The sequence below is a fragment of the Streptomyces sp. HUAS 31 genome, from assembly GCF_028198125.1.
GTDB classification, from domain to species: Bacteria; Actinomycetota; Actinomycetes; order Streptomycetales; family Streptomycetaceae; genus Streptomyces; species Streptomyces chartreusis.
Window position 1 is genome coordinate 2,137,383 of record NZ_CP116353.1, and the last position, 15,722, is coordinate 2,153,104.

The 15,722-nt window shown below is 73.0% G+C and carries 15 protein-coding genes; 3 read left to right on the forward strand and 12 right to left on the reverse strand.

The window, feature by feature from the left end:
* Window positions 1–15: 15 nt before the first annotated feature.
* Window positions 16–1,659, forward strand: a complete 1,644-nt coding sequence (locus PGH47_RS09340) for a PucR family transcriptional regulator (RefSeq protein WP_271663029.1) — start codon at window positions 16–18, stop codon at window positions 1,657–1,659.
* Between the two features lie 7 nt (window positions 1,660–1,666).
* Here the strand turns inward: PGH47_RS09340 and PGH47_RS09345 are convergent, their stop codons facing one another.
* From PGH47_RS09345 to PGH47_RS09370, 6 genes are all read right to left on the reverse strand, one after another.
* Window positions 1,667–2,803: a glycosyltransferase family 4 protein gene (locus tag PGH47_RS09345; RefSeq protein WP_271663030.1), complete on the reverse strand. Its 1,137-nt coding sequence runs from the start codon at window positions 2,801–2,803 to the stop codon at window positions 1,667–1,669.
* Window positions 2,804–3,065: 262 nt separating this feature from the next.
* Window positions 3,066–3,857, reverse strand: a complete 792-nt coding sequence (locus tag PGH47_RS09350) for a hypothetical protein (protein WP_271663031.1) — start codon at window positions 3,855–3,857, stop codon at window positions 3,066–3,068.
* A gap of 79 nt (window positions 3,858–3,936) precedes the next feature.
* Window positions 3,937–5,655: a DNA repair protein RecN gene (recN, locus tag PGH47_RS09355; protein ID WP_269645346.1), complete on the reverse strand. Its 1,719-nt coding sequence runs from the start codon at window positions 5,653–5,655 to the stop codon at window positions 3,937–3,939.
* 212 nt (window positions 5,656–5,867) lie between these two features.
* Window positions 5,868–6,773, reverse strand: a complete 906-nt coding sequence (locus PGH47_RS09360) for an NAD kinase (RefSeq protein ID WP_125526988.1) — start codon at window positions 6,771–6,773, stop codon at window positions 5,868–5,870.
* Entirely contained in the window at window positions 6,770–7,585 is an 816-nt protein-coding gene (locus PGH47_RS09365; RefSeq protein WP_176577672.1) for a TlyA family RNA methyltransferase, read from the reverse strand. Before PGH47_RS09365 ends, PGH47_RS09360 begins: the two co-directional genes overlap by 4 nt.
* 7 nt (window positions 7,586–7,592) lie before the next feature.
* Window positions 7,593–7,913: a hypothetical protein gene (locus PGH47_RS09370; RefSeq protein WP_271663032.1), complete on the reverse strand. Its 321-nt coding sequence runs from the start codon at window positions 7,911–7,913 to the stop codon at window positions 7,593–7,595.
* A 42-nt stretch (window positions 7,914–7,955) separates the two neighbouring features.
* On the opposite strand from PGH47_RS09370, the gene PGH47_RS09375 reads away from it, so the two are divergent.
* Complete coding sequence (locus PGH47_RS09375) at window positions 7,956–8,303, forward strand: SCP2 sterol-binding domain-containing protein (protein WP_271663033.1); 348 nt, start codon at window positions 7,956–7,958, stop codon at window positions 8,301–8,303.
* On the opposite strand, the gene PGH47_RS09380 is transcribed toward PGH47_RS09375, so the two are convergent.
* The 4 genes from PGH47_RS09380 to PGH47_RS09395 all read right to left on the reverse strand — a co-directional run bounded on the left by PGH47_RS09380 (window position 8,287) and on the right by PGH47_RS09395 (window position 12,484).
* Window positions 8,287–9,246, reverse strand: a complete 960-nt coding sequence (locus PGH47_RS09380; protein ID WP_271663034.1) for an ABC transporter ATP-binding protein — start codon at window positions 9,244–9,246, stop codon at window positions 8,287–8,289. The genes PGH47_RS09375 and PGH47_RS09380 overlap by 17 nt on opposite strands.
* Complete coding sequence (locus tag PGH47_RS09385) at window positions 9,243–10,289, reverse strand: FecCD family ABC transporter permease (RefSeq protein ID WP_271668014.1); 1,047 nt, start codon at window positions 10,287–10,289, stop codon at window positions 9,243–9,245. Before PGH47_RS09385 ends, PGH47_RS09380 begins: the two co-directional genes overlap by 4 nt.
* Window positions 10,290–10,333: 44 nt before the next feature.
* Window positions 10,334–11,377, reverse strand: coding sequence for a FecCD family ABC transporter permease (locus PGH47_RS09390; RefSeq protein WP_271663035.1), 1,044 nt, complete (start codon window positions 11,375–11,377; stop codon window positions 10,334–10,336).
* Between the two features lie 78 nt (window positions 11,378–11,455).
* Complete coding sequence (locus PGH47_RS09395; RefSeq protein ID WP_271663036.1) at window positions 11,456–12,484, reverse strand: HAD hydrolase-like protein; 1,029 nt, start codon at window positions 12,482–12,484, stop codon at window positions 11,456–11,458.
* A 72-nt stretch (window positions 12,485–12,556) separates the two neighbouring features.
* Between PGH47_RS09395 and PGH47_RS09400 the strand changes: the two genes are divergently transcribed.
* A complete protein-coding gene (locus PGH47_RS09400; protein ID WP_271663037.1) occupies window positions 12,557–13,849 on the forward strand; it encodes a DUF1015 domain-containing protein in 1,293 nt (430 codons plus the stop codon).
* A 54-nt stretch (window positions 13,850–13,903) separates the two neighbouring features.
* On the opposite strand, the gene PGH47_RS09405 is transcribed toward PGH47_RS09400, so the two are convergent.
* A complete protein-coding gene (locus PGH47_RS09405) occupies window positions 13,904–14,647 on the reverse strand; it encodes a tetratricopeptide repeat protein (protein ID WP_271668015.1) in 744 nt (247 codons plus the stop codon).
* Window positions 14,539–15,540, reverse strand: a complete 1,002-nt coding sequence (locus PGH47_RS09410) for a hypothetical protein (protein WP_271668016.1) — start codon at window positions 15,538–15,540, stop codon at window positions 14,539–14,541. The genes PGH47_RS09405 and PGH47_RS09410 overlap by 109 nt, the downstream gene beginning before the upstream one ends.
* Window positions 15,541–15,722 lie beyond the last annotated feature (182 nt).

Here is a 15,722-nt window from a genome sequence, read left to right on the forward strand (position 1 = left end):
AGGTAGCGTCCGCCTATGGACAGCGCGACGAACAGCGGATTCGACACTCACGGCGCCGGGATCACCGTCCGGCGGGCGCTGGAGCTGCCCGGTCTGCGCAGCGGGCTGCCCGAGATCCTCGCGGGCGCCGACCGGCTGGGGAGGACCGTGCGCTGGGTGCACGCGGGCGAGGTGCCCAACATCGCCTCCCTGCTCAAGGGCGGGGAACTGCTGCTGACCACGGGCTACGGCCTCGGTACCCGGCCCGCCGACCAGCGCGCGTTCGTGCGCACCCTGGCGGAGCGCGGCATCGCGGCGCTGGTCATCGAGCTGGGCGCCCGTTTCACCCGGCTGCCCGCGGCCCTGGTCGACACGGCCCGCGCGGCCGGTCTCCCGCTCGTCCAGCTGCATCGCCAGGTCCCCTTCGTGACGGTCACCGAGGAGATCCACACCGAGATCGTCAACGGCCACTATGCGCTGCTGCAACGGGCGGAGGAGGTGCACCGCCGCTGCACCGAGGCCCTGCTCGGCGGCGGTGGCGTGCCCCAAGTGCTGGGCATCCTCGCGGACTTCAGCGGCAACCCGGTCTTCCTGGAGGCCACCGACGGGCGGCTGCTGTACGCGGCCGGCGCCGGTCCCGAGGGCGCGGACCCGTTGCAGGTGTGGGAGGGGCTGCGGGGGCAGCACAAGGACACGCCGCCGCCCACGGGTTCGGTGCTGGTGGACGTGCCGGGCGGCGGCCAGGGCGCGGGGTCGGTGCGCGGCCGTATCGTCCTGCTGCCCGTGCTGGGCCCGCTGGCACCGGTGCACCGCATGGCCGCCGAACGGGCCGCGGGCATCCTCGCCGTGGTGCTGATGCAGGCCCGCCAGGAGGAGGAGCTGGCGGCGCGCGGGCGGGGCGACTTCCTGACCGACCTCGCGGAGGGCCGGGTCGCCGCCGAGGACGCCCCGGCACAGGCGCGCGTGCTGGGCTTCAAGCCGGGTGACAGCCCGCTGCTGCCGGTGGTGATGCGGCTCGGGGACGTGCTGTCGCCGGGCGGCGGCTGGGCGGTGCTGGCGCGCGCGGTCGGTGAGGAGCTGGCCTCGGTGGGGGTGCCGGTGCTGCTGGGCGTGCGGCCGGTGGAGGGCCGGGTGCCGCTGCTGGTGGGCCTGCGTGCGGAGACGGAGCGGTCGGCGGTCGCGGACCGGGTCGCGGTGGCGCTGCGCGCGGGCGTGGAGCGGGCCGGGATCCAGCGTCCCGGGGCCCGGCCGCCGGTCGTGGTGGTCGGCGTCCCGGGCGGCTGGACGGCGGCCTCGGCGGGCCTGCGGCACGCGGCGGAGACGGCGACGGCCGCGCAGGGCCTGGCGGACCGCCCCTGGTACGACGCCCGTCGGCTGGACATCGACCTGCTGCTGTGGCGGTTGCGCGACCATCCCGACCTCGCGGCCTTCGTGGACCGCGCGATCGGCCCGCTGCGCGACCACGACGACCGCTCGAAGCCGCCGCTGCTGCCCACGCTGGAGACGTACTTGGCGCACGCGGGCCGCAAGGCGGAGACGGCCCGCGAACTGCACCTGAACCGGCAGACGCTCTACAACCGCCTCGCCCGCATCGGCGAGTTGCTCGGCACCGACCTCGACGACCCCCAGACGGTACTGGCGTTGAGCCTGGCGCTCCGGGCCAGACGGCACGTCGCCTAGCGGCCACTCAGATCATGGGCCGGGGCTGCGTCAACTCGTCGTAGACACTGAGCACTTGGGCGACCGTCTCGTCCTCGGTCGGCCAGGTTGCCGCCTGCCGCACACCCCGCTCCCGCAGGAGGTCCTGCCGCTCGGGGTCCGCGAGCAGTCGTACGACGGTCTCGGCGAGGGAGCCCGCGTCGCCGTACGGGACGAGTTCGGCGGCGTCGCCGACGAGTTCGGACATTCCGCCGACATCGGTGGCGACGAGCGGCACGCGCGCGTGCAGGGCTTCCTGCGCGAGGACGGACCGCGACTCCCAACTGCTGGACAGCAGGGCGATGTCGGCGGCGGCGAGCAGCTCGGAGACGTCGTCGCGGCGCCCGATGAGCCGCACGGGCAGCTCCTCGTCCTCGATCCGGCGCTGGAGCCCGGCCCGCAGCGCCCCCTCCCCCGCGATCACGACCAACGGGGCGGGGTCGAGCTCGCGCCACTCGCGCGAGGCGTCCAGCAGTACGTCGTATCCGCGATGCCGGTCCAGGGAGCCGACCGCGATGAGCAACGGCCGTCCGGTGGCGCCGAGTTCGGCTCGCACCTTGGGCCGGCGCCGGTCGGGGTCGTCCTTCTCGACCTCCGGTCGGCGACCCGGCAGGGCGACGGCGGCGAGGCGCGCGTCCCGGGCACCTGTGCGGCGGGCCCGGTCCACCAGCGCCGAGGTGGTGCCGAGGACGACGGAGGCGGCCTTGACGACCCGCCGCTCCAACAGCCGCACGAGATGGGCGCGGGCACCCTCGGCATACGCCCGGTCGTGCCAGGTGACGACGAGCGGAGTACGCCGACCGCTGAGCGCCAGCACCGCGCGGAAGGAGGCGTGCAGCCCGTGCGCGTGCACCAGGTCGGCGTCCGCGCACACCGCCCGCAGCGCGGCCACGGAGGCGGGATCGCTGCTGCGCGGCACATGCACGTGTTCGGCGCCGGCGCCCGTGAAGTCGTAGGCGCGATCGGCGTCGACAGGGGCGCACACGGTGACCCGCACGCCCCGCGCGACCAGCCCCGAGGCCAGCGATCGCACATGTGCGCTGCTGCCTGCGTTGCCGCCGCCCAGCACCTGCACGGTGCGCAGCGACGACTGGCCGTGCGGTGAGTGGCTGCTCACGGGGGTCACGTGGCCGGGGCTCCTGGTTGTGGGTGGGACGGTCACGAAGAACGTACAGAAGGATCGGGCGGAGGGGGTGTACCGCGAGGATCCCTTCGCGTACGACATGTTTACGCCAAGGATGCCAGGACGCACGGGTGTTCCGGGACCGTCGGGAGTACGAGGGCGGGCAACGCGGCGGCCGGAGTCACCTGCACGAGTGAGTCGCGGTGGCCGTTGTGCACGAACACGCGCGCGTGGCGCATGTCTCAAGGAGCCGAGCCCCTGCGGTTCAGGTCCCGCCCAACACCCGTACCGTTTCACTCACTTTGTCCCCGTACACCGCCGCGGCCACGACAGCGGCGGCATGCGCGACCAGTCCCGCGCGGCCTCCCCCACTCTCGGCTCCGCTCGAGCGGGGGGACCCCCATCCAGCAACGACTGCGGCACCCAGGGCAGCGCCCAGCGCATGCGCCCCGGTGTCGCCGATCATCGCCCGTTCACCGAGGTCGTCGGGCAGTACGGCCGCGGCGGCGCCCATGGCGGTGGCGGCGACCTCGGCACCGGCTCCGGCCCGGAACAGCCCCGGCGCGCCGAGCGCGAGCACCGCGGCGGCGGCCCGACCGGGCCGTACGTCCACGAGGTTCACGAAGTGCGCGGCACCGGCGATCACGACCCCGGCCAGCAGTTTGTCCAGCGGCCGCTCCTTCAGGAACGCGCCCGCGACGAGCCCGGCGGCCGAGATCCCGAGCAACTTGACGGCCCCGCTGGTGACTTCGCCGTCCCGCAGAGCGCGCAGATGCGCCCGGAAGCCGCGTCGCGCGTCGTCCGCCCCGGCGATGTCGTCGTACGCCCCGCAGATCCCGGCGACCGCCACGGCGACCCCGGCGGCCGGCGACACCCGCCCCGCACCGACCGCGACGGCCAGCGCCGAGGCGGGCCCGGCGTACAACTCCACGTTCCGCCCCGCGTAGTTCTTCCGCTCCCATCGCTCCCGGCCACCGGGGGCCCTGGCGCGCAGGGCGCCGGCGGTGGCACGGGTGAGGGCGGCGGACAGCCCGAGCGAAACGCCTTGCCTGATCATCCGGCCACCCTACGGGCCCCGGGGCGCCGGCCCGTGGGTGTCCTCCGGATCACGCCGGCACCCCGCGCCACGGCAACCCCTAGCCGTCGGACCGAGCCGTCTCCAGGAGTTCCTCGGCGTGCGCCCGGGCGGTCTCCGAGTCCTCCTGGCCCGCCAGCATCCGGGACAGCTCGCGGACCCGCTCCTCGCCCTCCAGGACCTTCACGCCGGAACGGGTGACCGACCCGTCGTTGGTCTTCTCGACGAGCAACTGCCGGTCGGCGAACGCGGCGACCTGGGGCAGATGCGTCACGACGACCACCTGCGCGGTCTTGGCCAGCCGGGCGAGCCGGCGCCCGATCTCCACGGCCGCCTTGCCGCCGACACCGGCGTCGACCTCGTCGAAGAGGTACGTCGGCACGGGATCGGTCCCCGCGAACACGACCTCCACGGCCAGCATCACGCGCGAGAGCTCACCGCCGGAGGCACCCTTGGCGATCGGCCGCGGCGGCGCCCCCGGATGCGGGGCGAGCAGCAGCTCGACCTCGTCGACGCCCGACGGCCCGTACGCGACGGTACGGCCGTCGACCTCGACGCCCTCCGGGTCCTCGGTCTGCCGCAGGGCGAACGACACGCGCGCGTGCGGCATCGCGAGCGAGGCCAGCTCCGCCGTCACCGCGGCGGCGAACCGCTCGGCCGCCTCCGTGCGCGCGTCCGTCAGCGCCTGCGCCAGCCCGCCCAGCTCGGCGCGCAGCGCGTCCCGCTCGGCGGTCAGCTCGCCGATCCGGTCGTCGTCGCTGTCCAGTTCGGTCAGCCGGCTGCTGCCCTGCTCGGCCCAGGCGAGCACGGTGGCGATGTCCTCGCCGTACTTACGTGTGAGCGTGTTCAGCGCGGCCCGCCGTTCCTCGACGGCCGCGAGCCGCAGCGGATCGGCGTCGAGGTCGTCGGCGTACCCCGCCAACTCCCCGGCGACGTCGCCCAGCAGGATCCCGATCTCCCCGATCCGGTCGGCGAGCGCCGCCAGCGCCGGGTCGTGCGCGCGGACGGCGTCCAGGGCCCGCTGCGCGCCCGCGACGAGCGTGGCCGCGTCGATGCCCTCGGGGTCCTCCGGATTGCCGGCGAGAGCGGCGTGGGCGGCCGTGGCGGCGGACGACAGGGCCTCCGCGTGCCCGAGCCGCTCGGCCTCCTCGGCGAGCTCCACGTCCTCGCCCGCGCGCGGCTCGACACCGGCGATCTCGTCGAGCCCGAACCGCAGCATGTCGGCTTCCTGGGCCCGCTCACGCGCGCGCGTGACGATCTCCTCCAGCTCGACCGCGACCGCCCGCAACCGCCGGTAGGCCTCGCCGTACTTGGCGAGCGGCACCGCGACGGCGTCGCCCGCGTACCGGTCGAGCGCCTGACGCTGCCGGGTGAGCTTCAGCAGCCCCTGCTGGTCGGTCTGCCCGTGCACGGCCACCAGCTCGTCGGCGAGCTCGGCCAGCATCCCCACGGGCACGCTGCGCCCGCCCAGGTGGGCCCGGGACCGCCCTTCGGCGGAAACGGTACGGCTGATGAGCAACGCACCGTCGTCGAGCTCCGCCCCCGCCTCCTCCGCCCGTACCACGGCCGACGTGCCCGCGGGGACGGTGATCCGCCCCTCCACGACCGCTTTCTCGGCCCCGATCCGCACGAGTGCCGGGTCCGCCCGCCCGCCGAGCAGCAGCCCCAGGCTCGTGACCACCATGGTCTTGCCCGCACCCGTCTCGCCCGTCACGGCGGTGAACCCCGGCGACAGCTCGACGACCGCGTCGTCGATGACTCCGAGCGACCGTATCCGCATCTCCTCCAACACGGACACGACCTTACGAGGTCGGGTACCGGGGATGCGACGCCCCCCGGTCCCAGTCATGTGAAGGTCCAGGTGACGAATGGGTATCGACGGCGCATTGTCACCCGGGCGAGTGCAACGCCTTCAGGGGCGCGGGGAACTGCGCGACAAGCCACGACGAACCCGCAGCAGCCGACGCACTCCCGCACCCCACGGCGATTCGGCTAGTGCGGCGCGCCCCGCCACCCGGAGACCGGCAACGCGAACTTCGCCACGAGCCGGTCGGTGAACGACGCGTGATGCAACCGAGCCAGCCGCACCGGCACAGCCCCTCGCCGCACCTCCACCCGCGCCCCCGGCGGCAACTCCACGGTCCGCCGCCCGTCGCACCACAACACCCCGGGCGGGATGTGCGGGAGCACCTCCACGGCGAGCACGGAGTCCGGCGAGGTCACCAGCGGCTTCGCGAACAGCGCGTGCGCCGAGATCGGCACCATCAACAGCGCCTCGACCTCCGGCCACACCACCGGCCCGCCGGCGGAGAACGCATAGGCGGTCGACCCCGTCGGCGTGGACAGCACGATGCCGTCGCACCCGAACCCGGTCACCGGCCGCCCGTCGATCTCCAGCACGACCTCGAGGAGCTTCTCGGCGCCGGCCTTCTGCACGGCCGCCTCGTTCAGCGCCCAGTCCGTGTGCACGATGTCGCCGTTCTTGTGCACGACGACGTCGACCGTCATCCGCTCCTCGACCTCGTACGCCTTGGTGACGACCCGGTCGACAACCTTGTCCAGGTCGTCCCGCTCGGCCTCCGCGAGGAACCCGACACGCCCGAGGTTCACGCCCAGCATCGGCACCCCGGACGCCCGCGCGAACTCGGCGCCGCGCAGCAGCGTCCCGTCGCCGCCGAGCACGATGAGCAGCTCACACCCGTCCAGGCACTGCGGGGTCGCCTCCTTGACGAGTTCCACCTCGTCCGGCAGGGGCAGGTCCTGCGCCTCCGCCGACAGCACCCGCACGCCGATCCCCGACCGCAGCAGTCCCTTGACCACCAGTTCGGCGCTGCGAATGGCCGCCGGCCGCCCCGTGTGGGCGAGGAGAAAAACAGTACGAGCTGAGTTCTGCATCAACGCGGCCCCTCCGCCACTGCTCGGTCAACGTCGGCCGGGTCCAGAGCGGGCGCCCCGGCACGCAGCCACAGAAAGTACTCGACATTTCCGGAGGGTCCGGGCAACGGACTCGCCGTGACCCCGTTCACCCCGAGCCCGAGATCCCACGCCTTCTCGGCGACACCGCGCACGGCCTCCGCCCGCAGCTGCGGACTCCGTACGACTCCCCCACTGCCCAGCCGTTCCTTCCCCACCTCGAACTGCGGCTTCACCATCATCACCAGATCGGCGTCCGGCTTCACGCACCGCACCAGGGCGGGCAGCACCAGGCCGAGCGGGATGAAGGACAGATCCCCCACGACAAGATCCACTGGTTCCCCATCGATCGCTTCGAGCGTCAACTCGCGTACGTTCGTACGGTCCTTGACGGTGACGCGTTCATCGCTTTGGAGAGTCCAGGCGAGTTGTCCGTATCCGACGTCCACCGCGACGACGTGCGCGGCTCCGGCCCGCAGCAGCACATCGGTGAAGCCTCCGGTGGACGCGCCGGCGTCCAGCGCCCGCCGCCCGCGCACCTCGAGTCCCTGGGGCACGAAGACCTCCAGCGCGCCCGCGAGCTTGTGCCCGCCGCGGGAGACGTACTCGGGATCGCCGGAGTCCGCCTGGACGACGATCGCCGCCGCGGTTTCCACCTGGGTGGCCGGCTTGGTCGCGACGGTCTTGCCGACGGTCACCCGTCCGGCGGCGATCAGCTGGCTGGCGTGCTCACGCGAACGCGCGAGCTTCCGGCGGACCAGCTCCGCGTCAAGACGGCGGCGTGCGACTCCTGCCACGTTCGGTTCAGCTCCTCATCCCAGGCATCGACGGGGGCGCCGGAGGTCCCGGGCGGGCGTCGAGCGCGGTCAGCGCGTCGCGCAGCCCCCGGTGTACATCCTCGTACACCTCCAGGTGCCCGTCGGTGGCGAGGTGGTCGGCATCACCGAGGCGCTCCAGCTGGGCGTCCACCTCGGCGTCGCCGGTGGGCACGCGGGGGACGTTCAGCGGGGCGGGGGCGGCCGGGTCGTACTCGGGTTCGGCCGCGAGCCCGGTCGCGTCCTCGGCCGCGGTCTCCGCCTCGGCCTGCGCCACCGGGATCTGCGTCTCGGGAACCGTGTCGCTCATGCCCAGACGCTACCCCGAACCGCTGGGGTACCGTCGATCGCGATGGCCACGACTGAGGAGTGCCGCGCCGCACTCGAAAAGCTCTCGGACAACATGCAGCGCGCCGAAGGGGACGCCCGGTCGGCCGCGGCCCTGGACCGCTCGGTGAGCTGCCACATCACCGACCTGGACGTCACCTTCGCCGGCCGCATGGCGGGCGGCCGGATCCACGTCCACGACACACTCCAGGGCCCACCACGCGAGAAGGCCCAGATCAGGCTGAGCATGACCGGCGACGATCTGGTCGCCCTTGTGTCGGGCGAGCTGAACTTCGCCAAGGCCTGGGGCGCGGGCCGGGTGAAGCTGCACGCGGGGATGCGCGACCTGCTGCTGCTCAGGAAGCTTCTGTAGCCGCCACCTTCTCGGCCTGGGCCCCCTCTGCGGCTTCCCGCTCGACCCGGTCCCTCGTGCCCTGCTCCTTCTTGACCTGTTCTCGTGCCTTGCGCGCCGCCGGGACCACCAGCGGCGTACCGGTCTCCGGGTCGTCGATGACCTGGCAGCGCAGCCCGAAGACCTCCTCGACCAGCTCGGCCGTGACGATGTCGTTCGGCGCGCCCTCGGCGATGACGGCCCCGCCGCGCAGGGCGATGAGGTGGGTGGCGTAGCGGGCCGCGTGGTTGAGGTCGTGCAGCACGGCGACGAGCGTTCGGCCCTGCTCCTCGTGCAGCTGGGCGCACAGGTCGAGGACGTCGATCTGGTGCTGGATGTCGAGGTAGGTCGTCGGCTCGTCGAGCAGCAGCAGCGGCGTCTGCTGGGCGAGCGCCATCGCGATCCACACGCGCTGGCGCTGACCGCCGGACAGTTCGTCGACATAGCGATCGGCGAGCTCGGCGACGCCGGTCTGCTCCATGGACTCCTGGACGACCCGCTCGTCCTCGGTCGACCACTGGCGCAGGATCCCCTGGTGCGGGTACCGGCCGCGGCCCACCAGGTCGGCGACGGTGATCCCGTCGGGCGCGATCGAGGACTGCGGCAGCAGCCCGAGGGTGCGCGCGACCTTCTTCGCCGGCATCGACTGGATGACCTGGCCGTCGAGGAGCACCCGGCCCTGGCTGGGCCTGAGCATCCGCGACAGCGCCCGCAGCAGGGTGGACTTGCCGCACGCGTTCGGGCCGACGATCACGGTGAAGGAGTTGTCGGGTATCTCCACCGACAACTGCTCTGCGATGACCCTCTGGTCGTAGGCGAGGGTGACGTTGTCGGCGGACAGGCGGTTCACAGTGCTCCTTCGGTGGTTCGGCCCGCTGCTGAGGCCCTGACTGCTCTTGCTGCTGTTCTCGTCGCCGGCGCTCATATCCGGCCCGCCTTGCGCTCGGTGACCAGCAGCCACAGCAGATATACGCCGCCGAGCACGCCCGTGACCACGCCCACGGGCATCTGGTCGGCGCCGAAGACCCGCTGGGAGATCCAGTCGGCGGCGACGAGCAGCGCGGCGCCCATGCACAGGGAGGGCAGCAGGTTCGGCCCCGGCGAGCGGGTCAGGCGCCGAGCGAGCTGCGGGGCGGTGAGCGCCACGAAGCTGACGGGACCGGCGGCGGCGGTGGCGGCCGCGGTGAGCAGCACGGCGGCCAGCATCAGCAGCAGCCGTACGCGTTCGACGCGCACCCCGAGGGCGTACGACACGTCGTCGCCCATCTCCATCATCCGCAGGCCGCGCGCGTTGGCGAGGACGAGCGGCACGAGAAGGCCGCACAGGGCGAGCAGCGGCCAGACCTGGTCCCAGTCACGGCCGCTGAGCGAGCCGGTCATCCACACGACCGCGCGGGCCGCGTCGACCAGGTCGGCCTTGGTCAGGAGATAGCCGTTGACCGCAGTCATGATCGCGGACATGCCGATACCGACCAGGACCAGTCGATAACCGTGCACACCCCGCTTCCAGGCGAGCAGGTAGATGGCGAGACCGGTCGCCAGTCCGCCCGCCAGGGCGCCGACGGTGACCTGGCCCGCGTCCCCGGAGAACAGCACGATCACCACGAGCGCGCCGGCCGTGGCGCCCTGTCCGAGGCCGAGGATGTCCGGGCTGCCCAGCGGGTTGCGGGACAGCGCCTGGAACAGGGCGCCGCCGAGGCCGAGCGAGGCCCCGACCAGGAGCCCGACCAGCACGCGCGGCAGCCGCAGCTCGTTGACGATGAACTCCTGCCCGGCGTTGCCCTCGCCGAACAGCGTTCTGAGGACGTCGCCGGCCCCGATCGGGAAGTCGCCGGTGCCGATCAGCAGCACACTCGCGGCGAGCCCGGCCAGCAGCAACAGCAGGACGACGGTCAGCGCCCGCACGTCCAGGCGGACGGAGAGCCCGCCCGGCGTCCGTACGGCACGGTTGGCGCGGGCGGACTTCACCGCCTCCGGCGCGTCCGCCTTCGGTTCGCTCTTCACTGCGGTCCTCACAGCTGGGCCGTCCTCCGCCGTCGTACGAGAAAGATGAAGACCGGGCCGCCGAGGATCGCGGTGACGATGCCGACCTGGAGCTCGGAGGGCCGGGCGACGAGCCGGCCGATGATGTCGGCGCCGAGCAGCAGCACGGGCGACAGCACGGCCGCGTACGGCAGGATCCAGCGCAGGTCCGGCCCGGTGAAGGAGCGCACGACGTGCGGCACCATCAGGCCGACGAACACGATCGGCCCGCACGCGGCGGTCGCGGCACCGCACAGCACGGTGGCCGCGAGCATCGACAGCACCCGGGTGCGGTTCAGGTTGGCGCCGAGCGCCTTGGCGGTGTCGTCGCCCATCTCCATGGCGTTGAGCGGCCGGGCGAGGGCGAGCGCGAGGACCATGCCGGCCACGAGGAACGGCAGCACCTGCTTGATGGTGGAGTCGGTCGCCGAGGTCAGCGAACCGACCGTCCAGAAGCGCATCCTGTTCAGCGCCGCGCTGTCCATGATCATCACGGCCTGGAGATAGCCGTAGAGCGCGGCGCTTATCGCCGTACCGGCCAGCGCGAGCCGGACCGGAGTGGCACCCCGGCTGCCGCCGAGGAACCAGACCATCGCCCCGACCGCGGCGGCGCCGAGGAAGGCGAACCAGACGTAGACGTTCAGGCTCGTGACGCCGAAGAAGGTGATGGCGGTGACGACCGCCGCGGACGCGCCCGCGTTGATGCCGAGCAGACCGGGGTCGGCCAGCGGGTTGCGGGTGAGCGCCTGGAGCACGGCACCGGCGAGCCCGAGCGCGGCGCCGGCGAGCAGTCCGAGGACGGTGCGCGAGATGCGGTCGTCGACCACGACGTCGCCGTAGGTGCCCGAACTCTCGAAGAGCCCGTGCCAGACCTCCCCCAGGGACAGCTGTTTCGCCCCGATCGCGATACTGGCCAACACGACGGCCACCAGGATCAGGACAGAGACGAGCAACCCAACGGCACGTATCGCCCGTCGGGTTGGTGGCGCGGACACGGACTCCGCGCGCTGTTCGGGAGGACTGTCAACCAACACGCAGTTAGGTTAGCCTACCCTCCCAACCAGCCACGATCCCGCTGTATGTGCTCCCCCACACCGCGGCCGTCCTGCGGCTCACCACCCCAGCCGGGCCAGCACCTTCCCCGAGTCCAGGGCGTACGAGCCGTCGCCGGCCGCCGTCCAGGCCGCCGCGCACAGCGCCCGCAGGCCGTCCAAGGGCGTTCCGTCACCGTCGAGTTCCAGCCGGTCCGCCCGCGCCGTCGCCGTCCAGCCACCGCACCGGAAGCCGTCCCCCCGCTCGGCGACCTCCGGCTGCCCGGTGAGCAGCCCGCGCAGATCGGCGTCGACATAGGTCGGCCGGTGCTGCGGCGGCGCGGCGAGCAGCTGGGCGCCGTCGGTCACGCCGGTCAGGACGAGCAGCGAGTCGACCTCTCCGTTGAACGCGCCCTCGATGTCCGTGTCCAGCCGGTCCCCCACCACCAGCGGCCGCTCGGCGCCGGTACGCAGGATCGTCTCGCGGTGCATGGGAGGCAACGGCTTGCCCGCCACCTGCGGCTCGGCGCCGGTCGCGATCCGAACGACCTCCACCGCCGCGCCGTTGCCCGGCCCGATCCCTCGGGCGCCCGGGATCGTCAGGTCGGTGTTGGACGCGAACCAGGGCACCCCACGCGCGATCGCGTAGCACGCCTCCGCGAACCGCCCCCACACCAGCTCCGGCCCGCCGAACCCCTGCACCACCGCCGCCGGATCGTCGTCCGCCGACTCGACCGGCTCGAGGCCGCGCTCGCGCAGCGCCACCCGCAGCCCCTCGCCGCCGATGACGAGCACCCGGGCGCCCTCCGGCACCTGCTCGCTGATCAGCCGCGCGGCCGCCTGCGCCGAGGTGATGACGTCGTCCGCGCCCGTGGGTATCCCCAGTGCCGTCAGATGAGCGGCCACGACGTCCGGCGTCCGCAGGGCGTTGTTCGTGACGTACGCGAGATGCATCCCGCCCGTCCGCGCCGCCGCGAGCGACTCGACGGCATGCACGATCGCGTTCCCGCCCGCGTACACCACACCGTCGAGGTCGAGCAGCGCCGTGTCGTACGCCTCGCTCAGGGCCCGGCCACTGCCCGAGGGGCTCGTCCTGACGCTCTGGCTCATTTGGCATCGCTCCTCGTTCGACGGCTTTCCCCCGATCATCCCCCATGCCACCGACACCCGTACGATGCCGGGATGAACACAGCAGGTCACCCGGAAGCAACGGCGCGCCGAGGCCTCGAACTGACCCCGTTCCGAGGGCTGCGCTACGACCCCGACCGGGTCGGCAGCCTGGCCGCCGTGACATCCCCTCCGTACGACGTCGTCGTCCGCCCCGACGGCCTGCACCACCTCCAGGACTCGGACCCGCACAACATCGTCCGCCTGATCCTGCCCCAGGCCGACACGCCGGCCGCCCGCAACGAACAGGCGGCGCGCACCCTGCACCGCTGGCTGTCCGAAGGCGTACTGACCACCGACACCGACCCCGGTCTCTACGTCTACGAACAGAGCGACGGCGAGGGCATGCTGCAACGCGGCGTCATCGGCGCCCTGCGGGTGTCGGAGCCGTCGGAGGGCCTGGTCCTGCCGCACGAGGACGTCATGCCGCACGTGGTCGCCGACCGGGCGGACCTGATGCGTGCCACGTCCGCGAACCTCGAACCCCTGCTGCTGACCTACCGGGGCAACGGCACGGCGGCCGACACCTCCTCCGTCATCGAGCGGACCATCGAGGGCCCGCCGCTCCTCGCGACCACCACCGAGGACGGCTTCAGCCACCGCCTGTGGGCGATCACCGACCCCGCCGACCTGGACCGCATCCAGTCGGACCTGACCCGACGCCAGGCCCTGATCGCCGACGGCCATCACCGCTGGGCGACTTATCGACGTCTACGCGCGGAGCACGGCTCGCCGAGCGCCTGGGACTACGGCCTCGTCCTCCTGGTCGACACGGCCCGCTACCCCCTGCGCGTGCGCGCCATCCACCGTCTGCTGCACGGCGTGCCGGTGCCGGACGCCCTGGCAGCCCTCGATGGCCTGTTCCGCGTCCGCCGCCTCGAAGTCCCACTCGCCGCGGCACTGGACACCCTGGCCGACGCGGCCTGCGCGGGCAACGCCTTCCTCATCGCCGGCGACGGCGCCTTCCACCTCGTCGACCAGCCGGACGCGGACCTCCTCGCCCGCACGGTCCCCGCCGACCGCCCCACCGCCTGGCGCACCCTGGACGCGACGGTCCTGCACGCCACGCTCCTCGCCCACGTCTGGCACGTCCCCGAGGACGACCCCACCCGCATCGCGTACATCCACGACACCGCCGCCACCGTCGACAAGGCGGAACGCGACGGCGGTACGGCAGTCCTGATGCACCCCGTCCGCGAGGACGTCGTACGCGACCTCGCCCGCCAGGGCGTCACCATGCCCCGCAAGTCGACGTCGTTCGGCCCGAAGCCGGCGTCCGGCCTGGTCCTGCGCGCGCTGGACCTCTAGAACGCCGAAGGGGCGGGACCCGTTGCCGGATCCCGCCCCTCACGTCACTCGCCGCTACGCGTCGCGGTCCTCGTCGGCCTCATCGCGAGCCTCCCGCTCGTCACCCTCGTCCTCGTCCCCTTCGAAGGCGTCGACGAACTCCACACCGTCCATCTCCGCGAGCCGGTCGGAGGCGTCCGTGCTGCCGTCCTTGTCGGCCTCCACGGCCTTCGCGAACCACTCACGGGCCTCACCCTGCCGCCCGGCGGCGAGCAGCGCGTCCGCATAGGCGTACCGGAGCCGCGCGGTCCAGGGCTGTACGGAGCTGGAGGCGAGCTCAGGGCTCTGCAGCGTCACGATGGCCGCGTCCAGCTGCCCCATGTCACGCCGGGCGCCGGCCGCGACGAGCCGCATCTCGACCTGCCCGGCCTTGTCGAGCTTCTGCACCTCGGGAGCCCCGGCCATGTCCAGCGCCTTCTCCGGCCGCCCGAGCCCACGCTCGCAGTCGGCCATCAGCGGCCACAGCTCCACGCCACCGGTCATCCGCCGTGCCGCCCGGAACTCGGCGAGCGCCTCCGCGTACTTCTGGTTGGCGTAGGCGGCGAACCCGCCCGCCTCTCGTACGGCGGCGACACGCGACGCGAGCCGAAGAGCCACCTTGGAGTAGCCGTAGGCACCCTCGGGGTCCTCGTCGATGAGCCGCGCGACCATCACCAGGTTCTTGGCGACGTCCTCCGCGAGCGTCTTCGGCAGGCTCTGGAGCTCCTGCCGTACGTCCTTGTCGATCTCGTCGCCCGTGACGTCCTCGGGGATCGGCAGCCGCTTGATCGGCTCGCGGTCCCGGTCACGGTCCCGCTCGTCCCGGAACCGCCCGCCACCACGCCGGTCGTCCCGACGGTCATCGCGGCGATCGTCCCGCCGGTCGTCACGCCCACGGAACCCTCCGGGGCGCCCGCCACGGTCGTCCCGACGAGGCCCGCGGCCACCGCGGTCGTCCCGCCCACGGAACCCACCGCGTTCGCCACGGTCACTGTCACGACGGCCGTCGCGCCGATCGTCCCGCCTGTCGTCACGGCGATCGTCACGCCTGTCATCCCGACGGTCGTCGCGCCGGAACCCACCGCGGTCCCCGCGGCTGTCATCACGCCGGAACCCACCACGGTCGCCGCGCTCGCCACGGTCACTGTCACGCCGGTCATCACGGCGGTCATCGCGCCGGAACCCACCGCGGTCACCACGGTCATCCCGACGGAAGCCACGATCGCGGTCGTCACGCCGGAAGCCACCACGGTCGTCACGCCGATCATCCCGACGGTCGTCACGCCGATCATCACGGCGGTCGTCACGCCGGAAGCCACGGTCCCGGTCATCGCCCCGGCGGTCGTCGCGACGCCCGTAGCCACCACGGTTGTCGTCGCGCCTGTCGTCACGCCGGCCGTACCCGCCGCGGTCGTCGTCCCGACGCGGTCCACTCGGCCGGTCGTCACGGCGGAAGGACGGACGGTCGCCGTCCCGCCGGAACCCACGGTCCCGATCCCGGTCGTCCCGACGCGGCCCACCCGGCCGCTCGTCACGGCGGAAGGACGGACGGGGCCCACGGTCACCGTCACGCCGGTCATCACGACGATCGTCGCGGCGGTCATCCCGCCGATCGTCTCGGCGGTCGTCACGCCGGCCATATCCACCACGGCTGTCACCACGACTGTCGCCACGGCTGTCACCACGACTGTCACCGCGGCTGTCATCACGGCGGAAGCGACTGCGGTCGCCACCGCGGTCGTTGTCGCGACGGTCGTTGTCACGACGGAAGCCCCCACGGTCACCGCGGTCTCCCCGGAAACCGCCTCGATCACCACGGTCACCGCCGTCCCGTCGACGCTGGTCGCGCTCCGGT

Bases quoted from the DNA above. Each gene is read 5' to 3' on its own strand.
- PGH47_RS09375 (WP_271663033.1), top strand. From the start codon at position 7,956: ATGGCCACGACTGAGGAGTGCCGCGCCGCACTCGAAAAGCTCTCGGAC.
- PGH47_RS09350 (WP_271663031.1), bottom strand. From the start codon at position 3,857: ATGATCAGGCAAGGCGTTTCGCTCGGGCTGTCCGCCGCCCTCACCCGT.
- PGH47_RS09395 (WP_271663036.1), bottom strand. From the start codon at position 12,484: ATGAGCCAGAGCGTCAGGACGAGCCCCTCGGGCAGTGGCCGGGCCCTG.
- PGH47_RS09340 (WP_271663029.1), top strand. From the start codon at position 16: ATGGACAGCGCGACGAACAGCGGATTCGACACTCACGGCGCCGGGATC.
- recN (WP_269645346.1), bottom strand. From the start codon at position 5,655: ATGCGGATACGGTCGCTCGGAGTCATCGACGACGCGGTCGTCGAGCTG.
- PGH47_RS09380 (WP_271663034.1), bottom strand. From the start codon at position 9,246: ATGAGCGCCGGCGACGAGAACAGCAGCAAGAGCAGTCAGGGCCTCAGC.
- PGH47_RS09370 (WP_271663032.1), bottom strand. From the start codon at position 7,913: ATGAGCGACACGGTTCCCGAGACGCAGATCCCGGTGGCGCAGGCCGAG.
- PGH47_RS09400 (WP_271663037.1), top strand. From the start codon at position 12,557: ATGAACACAGCAGGTCACCCGGAAGCAACGGCGCGCCGAGGCCTCGAA.